Here is a 12,521-nt window from a genome sequence, read left to right as displayed (position 1 = left end):
TCGCGGGGTTTTCCGCCCTCCCGACTCTCAGCCGAGACGATTCTGGAAACCTTTGCGGATCGGATCGGGTCGCGCTCCAGCGGAAACATGATTGACAGTCTGACGCACGCGTCCCCAAAACATTTGACACTTTGGCTGCGTGACGTAGACCACACCTTCCGTATTCTGAAGTTTGCGTGGGTGGCCGCTTCTGCGTCAGCTGTCCACCACCGACACTAGAACGGGGTGGCCCTTTTACCTCGGCTCCTCAACATCGTCCACACATCTCGCATCGCGAAAGTGCAGGAATGGATTACGAGAAACGCTCCGGTGCAGGTCAATTACCGACAAAGACGGGAATCTGCACCCCACCTGAGACGCTCGACGCCGCCTCGGGCGCTCTGCAACCTCAGCGCTCGATTCGGACGCTGCACTCCGCACAACGCAGACTGCCGGTAGTACCCGAGCGCAAGTACAATCTCTCAGGGAGTCGGACCAATGACCACGGCCACCATCCTCTTCGGGACCGAAACCGGCAACGCCGAAATGGTTGCTGACGAAATAGCAACGGCACTCGATCCTTTCGGCTTCACAGGTGAGGTCCACAGTATGGGAGACTACCCAGTGGAGGATCTCTGCGGGCAACAGCTCGTCATCCTCATCACCTCCACCTATGGAGAAGGCGACCTACCCGACACCGCCATACCCTTCTTCGACGCACTGAAACACCGGAAGCCCGATCTCTCGTCCCTGCGATTCGCTGCTTACGGCCTGGGTGACAGCAGCTACGACACCTACAACAACGGGATCGCAACACTGATCGAAGCGGTCACCGATCTAGGTGCAACGCAGATCGGTGAGACCGGTCGCCACGACGCCGACAGCGGTCTCGATCCCTGCGACCCCGCGACAGCGTGGGCCCACGAGACATTGGCTCAGGTCAGGACCTGAGCGGCCATTTTCGTCACCGCGACCGGTGCTATGACCCGGCGATGCGCAGACCCAAGGCAGCCCGGCCGCCACTTCGACCTTCGATACAAAGAGTAATATGACGACGCATGGCGCTGTGCTCAGTGCAGCCATCATCCCCGACCCCAACTCGGTGACCCTCGATGACTGGGTCCGCTGCCCGAGGGAACAGGGGCACCGATGGCCACCGAAGGCAAGAAGCTCTGGGCCGGTGACGGAATACTCGAAGTCTGCATATGGAAAGGTGCGGCCGGTTCGTCGCGCTGGAAGTTCGAGACCAATGAGTCCTTCACGATCTTCTCCGGCCGGATGACCGAGGACGGCGGCCAACCTCTCGAATTCACCTCCGGTGACAGCGCAATCCTCCCGAAGGGAAGGAGCGGCGTGTGGGAGCTTCATGAAACCTCGTCTATCGAGTCGACAGTGGGCTCGAACCCTGAATTCAGACCCAACGGAGGTCGTGGCAAAAATTTGCTTTTCAAGACAGTGAAAGCGAACACCCAACGCATTACCACCCCCCGGCGTAGCTTCCCGGCCCTGACCGAACGGCCCACCGAACCGAGCGCCGACCCCGAGCTCCCTCAGGAACCTGCCATGACCAACCCTTCATTCCCGCGCAAGGAACCTCTCGACCACCCGGACGCCGACCCACTTCCCAACATCACTGACCAGGTCAACCAGTATCGAGCAGAACGCCGCCGGCGACGGCTGAAGGCGAACAACGCGCGGCGGCACGACCAAACTCCTAGTCAAAAAGATCAGGTACTCCACCTAGCCAGCATCTGGGCCCCATACGGTGAGCCGCCCCCAGACGAGATCTTCGAGCGATTCGGCATCACACCCCGGCACTTCGCCGACAGAGTCCGGCAGTCACTGCAAAAATTGGACTCCACCTCAACAGCGAAACTCAGCGACGTCTATCCTGAGCGGCCCGGCCGCCCCAGACAATAGCCCAAGACTGCGAACGATACTACACCGCAGACTATCCCACCATGTCAACGGTGCCACAACCGAAACCCACAACTCGAACTCCCCGTAACGGTCGTTCCGCCAGTTGGGCGATCGGTGAGCGCATTCCAGCGGAGCCCAGCGATCTTGTCCTCGGTTCAAAGCTCCGCCGAGAAGAAGTGCGAAATGCCAAACACCCCTTATACAGATGTTCACCGTGGCGATCTGCGCAATCACCCGTCGTCGCCCTTCCGGAACTATGCGACTTCTTGTGCGCAATGCCGCTATCACTCACGCCCAGGTCCGTTGGGTCCAGATGTGCGCCGTGGACACGGATCAAGACTTCTGAGCACCCCTCTGACGAGGCGCTACCGAACCTGATCGCACAGGATGCATCGGCAAATCCGCGCATTTCCACACCCGCGACCCGCACCGGAACCGACATCGAAATCCACGGGCCTCGCGCCTAGTCTCCGTCCCCTGCCATTCGTTGGGTTCGGTCCTGCTTCCCAGACGACCAATTGAGTGCGCGCTGCAGGACGTCAGGATCAGAGACATACGAGAAAGGCGCCGCCAATACAGAGGCAACTGACTTGTTGAATCACCGGTGGATACGATCGGGGGCTGCAGTCTCGTAGCGTCCAGGGCGTCCCGGGCGTCGATCGGCGCAGGCTCGTAGTCTCCTTGCCACCATCTTCGGATCGTTGGCCCACTGATAGCGTGCCATGCCGGTCGACACCCGCCCTGCGGTGTGGCTCGACAGAGACGTGATCGAGATCTTCAAGTCAGGATGCCCACCGCAGGCACGTTCGACTTCGCCTACCGAATGAGTACTCCCAGGTGGTCACCATCGGAATCGACCCGCACAATTCGTCATTCACCGCAGTTGCCGTCAACCGCAGCGGCACCACCGTCGGGTCCCGTCGGTTCGTGGTCAATGCCGGCACCGCCACCGCGTTGGTGAAATAGTGCCAGCGATGACCCGAACGGGCATACGCGATCGAGGGAGCAAAGGGCTTCGGCCGTGGCATAGCGCAGATTCTGGTCGCGCGGGGCGAGGACGTCGTTGACGTTCCTTCCACCCTCGCAATGAAAGTCCGAGTCCTGACCACTGGCGGCGGACGCAAAACCGATCCCGACGATGCCCGGGCCGTCGCGCTGACAGCGCTGTACCATCGCGGCTCACATCAAGTTCACCGCGAAGACCAAAACGCGATCCTGCGGCTGCTACCCGAGCGCCGCGATGACCTCACACGTGAGAGGAGAACGCCGCCTGGAATCAGTTCCCGCAGCAGCTGGTGCAACCGGTTGAGCACACGCCTCTGACCGTGCTGTCGGCGGACAAGGCCGGCGCGGCGATGCGAGGGATCAAACCGGTAATCGCCACCGACGCCTGCCGTCGGGACTTGGCCAAGGACGTATTTGCCGACCTCCGGCGCATCGATTCGAACATCAAAGCCAACGACGCTCGATGCGCGACGGAGTCGCCGCCACGACGACGACGACTCTGCAGGAAGTCCACGGAATCAACACCGTCCTTGCCGTCAAACTCCTCGGCCACGTCGGGGACTTCACCCATTCCCCTCTGCCGACCACTTCGCCGGCCACACCGGCACCGCTCCTCTCGCCACGTCAAGCGGCGAGAACACACACCACCGGCTCAACACCGGTGGCAATCGTCAACTCAATTCCGTGCTGCACAGCATCGCCGTCTGCCAAGCCCGCGACCCGGGGCCCGGCCGCGTCTCTTACCAGCGCAAACTCGACGAGGGCAAGACACGAGCCGAAGCCCGGCGCGCACAAACGCCGCCTCGCGAACGTCCTCTCTATCGCCGGATCCGCAGACACCAACAACACGCATCATCTACGGCTGCTTGACACACAGAGGCACTAAAAGGTCAGTTGCAGATTCATCGTTTTCCATTGCCGTGCATGCTGAATGCTGTTGTACTCAGGATCGCCGGCAAGCTCGATGCGCGCGCACCGCTGCGCCACCGCAGTCATGATCGTGTCGGTTGATTGGCGTGCCAAGACCTGCCCCATACACGAATGCAGTCCAGCGGCAAACGAAAGGTGCTGGCGTCCCTGAGTGTCGCGGGTGTAATCGAAGCGGTCGGGGTCCGGGAAGACACGCTCGTCGCGGTTGGCCGACGCGAGGAGCACGTAGACCGTCGAGCCAGCGGGCAGAACGGTCCCGGCCACCTCCACGTCCTCGAGTGTCAGACGCGTTACTCCGGTCTCCGGAGCGACGAACCGGAGCAGTTCGTTGATCACTTTGGGTCGAACTGCCGGATCGTCGCGGAAGGCGGCGACGAGCTCAGGGTCCCTCGCCATGCGCTCCAAGCCGTGCGCAGCAAGCGTCACCGTCGAAAAGTGGCCGGTCGCCAGGAAGAGCATGATGCTGGCCGTGGTTTCTCGCCTGGTCATGTCACCGCGTTCTTCAGCCTCGATGTAGGCGGAAATTACACCGGGCTGGGGCTCTTGGCGTGCCTTCTCGATTGCCTCGGCACAATAGTTCTCCAGCCACGCACTGCCCTCAGCGCCGGCCCGCAGATCATCTTCAGTGGCGACAAGGCCGAAGCCGCGAGCAAATTGATACGTGTAATGACGTACCTCATCGGCATGCTTGGCAGGTATACCCAGCATCGAGCACATCGTTGCATGCGTTGGAACGAGGCATAGCTCACGCACCGCCTCGATCTGCCCGGTCGTTTCCGCCTCGGACAGCGCGCGTTCGACGATCGAGGCCGTGGTGGCCATCCAACTGCGTACCGATTTGGGCGTGAACAGATTGTTGACGAGTCTTCTGTGAAAGGTGTGCGCAGGCGCATCAATTCCGATCACGGTAGAGTGGAAGATGTCGAACGCCCCGAAATCCAGTTGCTGCACAGAACTCTTCGTGTGCCGCAACAGTGTGGAAACGTCGTCGTACCGCGATACCACGTACGTGCCGTCCTCGAGTTTGAGGACAGGAAATTCGTCTCGGAGCCGGCGGAAATGCGGGTACGGGTCTTCGAGGAGTTCCTCGTGATAGAACGGCAGCAGCTCCGTCTGGTCCGGCGCGGCGGAAGGGCCTGCACCGGGGCGGCCCTCGTGCGGCGGTGTTGTGGGGATCATGTAGAGATTCTCCAGTCCCTCGCGCGCGGACACACTAGACGAAATGCCATGGCCTGACCGGATGAACCTGACGTCTTGTCACCATCGGGCATTGTCGCGTACACGTCCGAGACGGTGGCGTGGATCGCAGGTCGTGCCCTACGACATCGTGCTCGAGATGGACCAGATCAACGACGACTTCGACGACACGTCGGTGGTGCTCGTCATCGGCGCCAACGACACCGTCAACCCGGCGGCCTCGGAGGACCCCAGCAGCCCGATCGCCGGCATACCGGTGCTGACCGTGTGGAACGCCGACAACGTCATCGTCTTCAAGCGCTCCATGGCCTCGGGGTACGCCGGCGTTCAGAACCCGCTGTTCTTCCGCGAGAACACCCAGATGCTCTTCGGTGACGCCAAGGACCGCGTGGACGCGATCAACGGAGTGCTGTAACGGCCCCGCCGCGTCAAGCGTGACGACAACCCAAGCCGTTGCTGACCGTATACTTCGATCGGCCAGTGCATTCCTAGAATCAGTATGCGTACGTACGACTGAACAGGTGGGTAGTCCCGCCCGATTCGCGTCGACGACGGTCGACTCACGTTCGCAGTCGGAATCATTATGTGGCAACCAAAACAAGGACGGCGGGTACGCCCGCGGCGTGAAGCCCGTGCTACCCCAACATCTGGTACTACACCGAATGCATCCACCTCTAGTAGCCAGAAGCAAGCTCGGCTCGTAGAAGCCGAACAGACCGCTCAACCTTATCGACGCCCTAGCCTGGCACAACGACCATAACACCGTCGCAGGCGAATTCGGAACGACGGACTCTGTCAACCGGAGCGCAACGCGACCTGTGCGTGGATGGCGTGCCTAGCTAATCAAGCCAAGGTGAGCGTTGGGCCCGCTCCCAGCCGATGGTCGGCCTCCGTCCGCATTGCGGATATCGATGGTCTCCAGAGCACCGGTGAATGCATCGAACCCAAGCGCCGAGATGATCACGTCGACTTCGTGACATGCGGCACTGGTTTCGATCCCGGTCGCGGTTACCCAGTTGATGGACTCGGTGAGCAGGTCCACCAGCTGAACGTTGTCTTGATTGAACGCCTCGTAGTAGCCGTTGAAGACCACAAACCTCCGCGTTGCGATTGAATAATCACGCGGTTTCAGCTAGTCGGCCAATGCCGGATCATCGATGGCAGCCGACCTTCCTGCGCAAGCACGCCTTTCCCGAGTCGTTGGTGTGCCAGTCCGTCATTTGATCGGGAAAGACGGATGTCTTCGACAGCCACCGAAGTCCCACTGGTCTTCGAGACGTTGCTGCTGCTGCAGTTCAGCGTCCGTCGTCGAGCTGGCACATCGCTAGTGGGAGCCAGGTAGGCCACCCGGAGTGCATCACCTGATCCCGTAGCTCACTGAGATTCCGGCTGTGCTCGCGGCGGTAGCGTTCGTAGTCGATCGACGAGTTCTGTGACGGGACCACGCAATCGTGCGTGCGCGAAGTCAAGCAATCGACGATCCGGCACAGTGAGGACCTCCCCCCGTAAAAAGATTCTCCGCCACGACGCCACCGTCAAGACGGTGATAACGGTTATTGTTCAAACCCTATGGTTGCAGCAACATCGGGCACCACTACGATCAACTCCGATTCGCCGGTGATCCGCACATGAATGTGCCCATTCCGAATCCCTTCTGACCGGCAAGTCCACTCCCCCATAGGCCTTTGCGTGTCGTACCGTCAGACTCTGTTGGGTTCAACCCCGATCTGCGACATGGCCAATGTGGGGTTGTAATGGTCCCGAACCACAGTGACTTTGCCCTCGGCAACCTCGCAGAACATCGCAAAGGGTAGCTCGACTTTCCGCCCAGTCGCGGCAACGTCACCCCACGGTGTCGACATCGGGCCAGTGTGCGTGCCGCGCAAGATGAAGTCTCCCGCTGCATGTGTGGAATCCCCCACCACTGAGAGTATCTCGACTGCAAAATCCGAGAAGGCGTTACGCCAGTTCTGGTCGCCACGCACAAATGCGTCTGCACCCGTTGAGATTTCGCTACCCGAAGCGATATCCACAACGACAACATCATCGCTGACCATTTGACGCAGTTTAGACCAATCGCCCGCGTTGAAAGCCTCGGCCAATTCGCGTAAAACCGGTGCAGTGTTCAATTCATTCTCTCCTTGACTTGTCAGAAGTAGTCACTCGGGTTCCTGCTGATTCCTCGCCAGTGGTCGACACCGGTGAGCCGTACTCGCTACACGGCCCCCACGGAGAAATACAAGGCGACGGGATCTGGCATGCGTCTCCTGTCAGATCGGCATCGTCAAATTCCCTTCGTGAATCGGAGGTGCCGGCCACAGGTCGAGTTGGATCGGGGGGCGCCAAGCTGCTGGTGCTTGTTGGCAACCCTGGGACTCAAGACTTCAGCACAAGATCGTCAGGTGCCAGAACGTCTGAAGCCAGACCCGCTGAGGTGGACCACATGGCCACTCCAGCGGGCGAGGTACTGAGGCCCACAAGCTCCAAGAGTAGGCGCGCGTCTGTCGAAGCCGGAGAAACTTACTGTCATGAGCTCGCGGCGAACTACCCACACTCCGTCACTACCTGTCTGCTGCGGAGCGGGCTAGCGTCCCGTGACTCCAGCCATTCGATAGTGTTGTGGCCACATACTGGGGCTGACGGCACCCGCTGGACACACCTCAAGTGGCTGTGACGAGGCTTTAGCTGACATCGCCTGGCAGCGACATAGTGTCAAGCTTCTCCGGTCGGGACAAGGCATTTCGTCTAGTGCATCCGCGCGCGAGGGTCGGCAGAATCTCTCCATGGTCTCCATCACACCGCCACATGAGGGCCGTCCCAGTACAGGCCTCTCCACCGCGCCGGACCTGACGGAGTTGCTGCCGTTCTATCACGAGGAACTCCTCGACGACCCGTACCCGCATTTCCGCCGGCTCCGAGACGAATTTCCTGTCCTCAAACTCGAGGACGGCACGTACGTGGTATCGCGGTACGACGACGTTTCCACACTGTTGCGGCACACGAAGAGTTCTGTGCAGCAACTGGATTTCGGGGCGTTCGACATCCTTCACTCCTCCCTGGTCGGTATGGATGCGCCTGAGCACACTTCACACCGAAGACTCGTCAACAATCTGTTCACGCCCAAATCGGTACGCAGTTGGATGGCCACCACGGCCTCGATCGTCGAACGCGCGCTGTCCGAGGCGGAAACGACAGGACAGCTCGAGGCGGTTCGTGAACTGTGCCTCGTACCGATCCATGCAACGATGTGCTCCATGCTGGGTATACCTGCCAAGCATGCCGATGAGGTACGTCGTTACACGTATCAGTTTGCTCGGGGGTTCGGCATCGTTGCCACTGAAGATGATCTGCGGGCCGGCGCTGAGGGCAGTGCGTGGCTGGAGAACTATTGTGCCGACGCGATAGAGAAGGTACGTCGAAAGCCCCAAACGGGTGTCATTGCCGCCTATCTCGAGGCCGAAAAGCGCGGTGAAATGACCAGGCGAGAAACCACGGCCAACACTCTGCTCTTCCTGGCAGCCGGCCAGTTCTCGCCGACTAATCTCACTGCGTATGGCTTGGAGCGCATGGCCTCGGATCCTGAGCTTTTCGCCGCTTTCCGAGACGATCCCGCAGTTCGACCCAAAGTGGTCAACGAACTGCTTCGGTTTGCAACCCCGGAAGTCGGAGTGACGCGTCTGACACTCGAGGACGTGGAGGTGGCTGGCACGGTTCTGCCCGCTGGCTCGACGGTCTACGTGCTCCTCGCATCGGCCAACCGTGATGAGCGTGTCTTTGCAGACCCGGACCGATTCGATTACGCCCGCTCAACCCAGCAAGGCCCGCATGTTGCTTTTGCTGCTGGGCTGCATTCGTGCATGGGGCAGGTCTTGGCACGCCAAGAGGCCGAAACCATCCTGACTGCAGTGACCCAGCGGTGCGCGCGCATCGAACTCGCCGACGAGCCCGAGTACAACAGCATTCAGCATGCACGACAATGGAAGACGCTGAAGCTGCGGCTGACCTTCTAGCCCGCTTGGGAATCGAGCCGAAATCGATCGTATTGCAGCAGATTAGCAGCAACAGTCAGGTTGCGGAAAGCAACCAGTATTCGCCACGTAGCGCCCCGCTGCAGGCGCCCTACCTCTCGTATCTCCGACTCGACCACCACGACCAGCAACAGCCGCCCGCTTCGCTGCTTCTCCCCACGTCGTACGTATACGCAGGGTTGAGTCATAGAGAAATCACCGTGCTCGGGGCGTGGCTGTGCTGCGATTCGAAAACCGACGTCGGTGCCCGACTATGCATTGCGCTCGGGACGGTCAATACACACCTAACCCGCATCCGTAACAAGTACTCCGCGGTCGGACGGCCGCCCCCACCAAAGTCGCGCTCGTCGCCCGTGCGTTACAAGACGGCATTGTGGCGCTCGACGACCTTTGACGAGAGAGCGATGATCGGAGCCGGGGTAGCCCTGTAACCGTTCGTTCGCAGCCCAGGTCCGCCGGGTGGATCTATTTCGACTTCCCGTGCTCACGACGTCCATGTCGCTGTCGCCGCTCCCGCCCACCTGCGGATCCTCAATGATTGCAGAGCTAAGACCGGTGGCGTCGTCGGACATCGATGAGATGACAGCTTGACCATGTTCCGACTGCGGAAGCCGACACTTTGCGGCTGGTCACCACACGACAGACGTGCCACGCTGACCGATATCGCTTCCATGCGCGAAAACTCACTGCGCCGATTACATTGCCGGATGCTGATCGCCCTGGTTATCAGGCTTGTCGGCTTGCAGATCTTTTCGAGAAGGGTTGTCCCGTAACGTGTCCAACGAGTTGTCATTACCCGGTACATCTAGTCCCGACCTGCAGCCATACGGGGAACGGCGCCTCAAAGGCTCGATGGGGGTGTGGGGAATCGTATTCATCGTCGCCGCCTTCGCGGGTCCTCTCGGCGCTATGGGCGGTACAGTGCCGATTGGTATCAACGCAGGTAACGGGATCGGTCTCTCCGCGACCTTCATCGTGAGCACTGTGATCTTGCTTCTGTTCTCGGTCGCTTTCACGGCGCTGACACCCTACGTGCCGAATGCGGGCGCGTTCTATGCCTACATCGGTACTGGGCTGGGACGTCGGACTGGGTTTGGGACTGCCTTCCTGGCGTTGCTCGCCTACCTTGCGCTCCTGGTCGGCGTATACGGTCTTCTCGGTTCCGGCATCACCGCGCTGCTCGCATCATGGGGCGTCGGCGCTCCATGGTGGGTAGGCGCTTACGTGTGCATGGTCGCGGCCGCTTTCCTGGGTTACCGCAACATCGACCTGTCCAAGAGGGTGCTCGGCGTCCTGCTTCTCGCCGAGGTGGGTATCGTCATGGCGCTCGATGCGTCTGTCTTCGTCAACGATGGTGGCCCGGAGGGGATGTCGCGCGGCTTCACCGCACCAGAGGCTTTGTTATCAGGAGCACCCGGACTGGCACTGTTGTTCTGCTTCCTGAGCTTCTTGGGTTTCGAGGCCACAGCGGTCTTTCGTGACGAGTGCCGCAACCCCAACCGCACGATTCCGATAGCGACGTATCTAGCGGTGACTCTCGTAGGGGTGTTCTATGTGGTGTCCACTTGGGCGCTGATCTCTGCGTGGGGCGACGAGGAAGCGGTCAGGATTGCCGCCGCGGATCCGGGTGCAATGCTTCCCGGTGCCGTAAGGAACTACCTGGGCAGCACCGCAGAACATGTCGTCCAGGTGCTTTACGTGACGAGTTTGTTCGCATGCTTGCTGTCCATCCAGAACGTGACCTCGCGTTACGTGTTCAACATCTCGCATCGCGGTGCGTTGCCAGCAGTGCTGGGCACGCGCCACGAACGGCACGGGTCGCCCTCGACTGCTTCCCACGTCGTCACGGTGATCTCAGCGGTCTTCGTCCTGCTGGCAATCGTTACCCGTCTGGATCCCGCGACAGAGCTCTATGCCTGGTTCGCCGGGGCCACCACCGTCGGGTTCATCATGATGCTCCTCGGTACCACCGTGTCAGCCCTGGTTTTCTTTGGGCGACGATGGCATTCCGGAAAACTCCATGAATCGATTGTACGAGTCATCGTGGCCCCAGCGGTCGCCCTTGTCTGCCTTGCCGCGGTGTTCGTTCTGGTACTCCAGAATCTCCGGGATCTTGTTGGGGGATCCCAGCTGGTGGCATGGGCCGTGCTCGGCTCACTGGCTTTAGCCTTCGCCTGGGGATTCACCGTATCCACTCGTAACCCCGAGCTGGCCCTCGATAACTGAGGGGTGGGGCTCGGCCATGCTTAACCCGTCATTCTCGCCTGCCGCGAGTTCAAGACGATGCACCCCCATGGCACGGTATGTCGACTACGTCGTCGTGAGCTTCCCCCCTTTTCCCGGAGACTTCCGAGCCAGGTTTGACCTGGGTAGGTGGAGGAGGATGTCACTGTGGGAACGAGGAAGTATCCGCCGGAGCTCCTCGGCGCCATCATCCATATCTTCGCACCCGGAGCAGGCAGCTTCTTCGGCTCGTTCACCGGCGCGTTCTTCACCGGCCTCGCCCCGATCCTGGCGGTGTTCTTCTTCTGCCTCGGAGCGACCCCTGGAAGTGCGCTCCACTCCGTACATCATGAAAAAGGGCGGAGTCCTCCTTGGCATCAAGATCGCCTTCGCCGCCCTTATCGGCATCGTCGCCGGCAGGATTCTCGGTATGGCGCCCATCGAGGGTGGATTCTTCGCCGGACTGTCCGTCCTGGCGATCGTCGCCGCCCTCAACGACACCAACGGCGGTCTCTATATCTCCCTGATGGGTCAGTACGGGCGGAAGAAGGACGCCGGCGCGTACTCGATCATGTCCCTCAAATCGGGGCCCTTACTGACCATGGTGACGCTCGGCATCGCAGGCTTGGCCGCATTCCCCTGGCAGGCTCTGGTCGGCGCCATCTTGCCGCTGGCCCTGGGCATGCTGGTCGGCAATCTCGACCCGAAGATGCGTGCACTCCTCGCACCGGCCGTTCCCGCGATGGTGCCGTTCCTCGGGCTGGAATTGGGCCTGACCATCAACCTCACCTCGGTCGTCGACGCCGGCCTCCTCGGCATCCTGCTCGGACTCTTCGTCGTCCTCGGCGGTGGGCTGGTCCTGTTCATCGCCGACAAGATCTCCGGCGGTGACGGCGTCTCCGGTCCGGCCGCAGCCACCACCGCCGGCAACGCCGCGCTTGTTCCGCCATCGTTGCCGAGGCCAACCCCATCTACGCTCCTGCCTCGGAGACCGCCACCGTCCTCGTCGCCGCCTCCACCGTCGTCACCGCAATTCTGTGCCCCGTCATCACGTCCGCCTGGTCACGGCGCGTCAACCGGAACACACAGAGCGCACCCGCCGAGGACGCCCCCGGACGAGACACTCCCGCCCATGCCGGTACCGCACCCACCCCGGCAGCATCACGCGCTGCCACCAACCTGACAGCTACATCAACGCCCGTACATCCCGACACGAGAGTGAATTCAATGCCTCTGGCG

At 61.0% G+C, this 12,521-nt stretch carries 11 protein-coding genes and 4 pseudogenes; 11 read left to right on the top strand and 4 right to left on the bottom strand.

What is annotated here, in order from left to right; all coding sequences use genetic code 11:
- Positions 1-477: 477 nt before the first annotated feature.
- The 4 genes from AC1D1G_RS10050 to AC1D1G_RS10035 all read left to right on the top strand — a co-directional run bounded on the left by AC1D1G_RS10050 (position 478) and on the right by AC1D1G_RS10035 (position 3,222).
- Positions 478-930, top strand: coding sequence for a flavodoxin domain-containing protein (locus tag AC1D1G_RS10050; RefSeq protein WP_477951895.1), 453 nt, complete (start codon positions 478-480; stop codon positions 928-930).
- 198 nt (positions 931-1,128) lie between these two features.
- Positions 1,129-1,899, top strand: coding sequence for a cupin domain-containing protein (locus AC1D1G_RS10045; protein WP_477951894.1), 771 nt, complete (start codon positions 1,129-1,131; stop codon positions 1,897-1,899).
- A gap of 837 nt (positions 1,900-2,736) precedes the next feature.
- The gene (locus tag AC1D1G_RS10040; protein ID WP_477951892.1) at positions 2,737-2,865 is read left to right on the top strand and encodes a hypothetical protein; all 129 of its coding nucleotides are present in this window, start codon (positions 2,737-2,739) and stop codon (positions 2,863-2,865) included.
- Between the two features lie 30 nt (positions 2,866-2,895).
- Positions 2,896-3,222, top strand: a complete 327-nt coding sequence (locus AC1D1G_RS10035; protein WP_477951933.1) for an IS110 family transposase — start codon at positions 2,896-2,898, stop codon at positions 3,220-3,222.
- Here AC1D1G_RS10035 and AC1D1G_RS10030 read toward each other — a convergent pair.
- A complete protein-coding gene (locus AC1D1G_RS10030) occupies positions 3,176-3,475 on the bottom strand; it encodes a hypothetical protein (protein WP_477951936.1) in 300 nt (99 codons plus the stop codon). The two genes, AC1D1G_RS10035 and AC1D1G_RS10030, sit on opposite strands and share 47 nt — an antisense overlap.
- A gap of 50 nt (positions 3,476-3,525) precedes the next feature.
- On the opposite strand from AC1D1G_RS10030, the pseudogene AC1D1G_RS10025 reads away from it, so the two are divergent.
- Positions 3,526-3,774 (top strand): annotated as a pseudogene (locus AC1D1G_RS10025) (IS110 family transposase); the annotation flags it as partial.
- Between the two features lie 12 nt (positions 3,775-3,786).
- On the opposite strand, the gene AC1D1G_RS10020 reads toward AC1D1G_RS10025, so the two are convergent.
- Positions 3,787-5,013: a cytochrome P450 gene (locus AC1D1G_RS10020; RefSeq protein ID WP_477951891.1), complete on the bottom strand. Its 1,227-nt coding sequence runs from the start codon at positions 5,011-5,013 to the stop codon at positions 3,787-3,789.
- Positions 5,014-5,146: 133 nt separating this feature from the next.
- Between AC1D1G_RS10020 and AC1D1G_RS10015 the strand changes: the two are divergent.
- Positions 5,147-5,446: pseudogene (locus AC1D1G_RS10015) on the top strand (NAD(P)(+) transhydrogenase (Re/Si-specific) subunit beta); the annotation flags it as partial.
- Positions 5,447-5,866: 420 nt separating this feature from the next.
- On the opposite strand, the gene AC1D1G_RS10010 reads toward AC1D1G_RS10015, so the two are convergent.
- Both AC1D1G_RS10010 and AC1D1G_RS10005 read right to left on the bottom strand, forming a co-directional pair.
- Entirely contained in the window at positions 5,867-6,124 is a 258-nt protein-coding gene (locus AC1D1G_RS10010) for a hypothetical protein (RefSeq protein WP_477951890.1), read from the bottom strand.
- Between the two features lie 607 nt (positions 6,125-6,731).
- Positions 6,732-7,160 (bottom strand): ester cyclase, encoded by a 429-nt coding sequence (locus tag AC1D1G_RS10005; protein ID WP_477951889.1) that lies wholly within the window; start codon positions 7,158-7,160, stop codon positions 6,732-6,734.
- A gap of 654 nt (positions 7,161-7,814) precedes the next feature.
- On the opposite strand from AC1D1G_RS10005, the gene AC1D1G_RS10000 reads away from it, so the two are divergent.
- From AC1D1G_RS10000 to AC1D1G_RS09980, 5 genes and pseudogenes are all read left to right on the top strand, one after another.
- Positions 7,815-9,041: a cytochrome P450 gene (locus tag AC1D1G_RS10000; protein ID WP_477951888.1), complete on the top strand. Its 1,227-nt coding sequence runs from the start codon at positions 7,815-7,817 to the stop codon at positions 9,039-9,041.
- On the top strand, positions 9,008-9,490 hold the full coding sequence (locus tag AC1D1G_RS09995) for a LuxR C-terminal-related transcriptional regulator (RefSeq protein ID WP_477951886.1): 483 nt from the start codon (positions 9,008-9,010) through the stop codon (positions 9,488-9,490). Before AC1D1G_RS10000 ends, AC1D1G_RS09995 begins: the two co-directional genes overlap by 34 nt.
- Before the next feature lie 343 nt (positions 9,491-9,833).
- Positions 9,834-11,285 carry an APC family permease gene (locus AC1D1G_RS09990; protein WP_477951884.1) on the top strand — a complete coding sequence of 484 codons (1,452 nt, stop codon included), beginning with the start codon at positions 9,834-9,836 and terminating at the stop codon, positions 11,283-11,285.
- A 147-nt stretch (positions 11,286-11,432) separates the two neighbouring features.
- Positions 11,433-11,591, top strand: a pseudogene (locus AC1D1G_RS09985) (hypothetical protein); the annotation flags it as partial.
- A gap of 40 nt (positions 11,592-11,631) precedes the next feature.
- Positions 11,632-12,293: pseudogene (locus tag AC1D1G_RS09980) on the top strand (2-keto-3-deoxygluconate permease); the annotation flags it as partial.
- Positions 12,294-12,521: the final 228 nt, after the last annotated feature.

Source organism: Rhodococcus sp. P3_B8, from assembly GCF_056402775.1.
The sequence above is the reverse complement of the archived record's forward strand: the minus strand, read 5'-3'. Positions and strand labels throughout refer to the sequence as shown.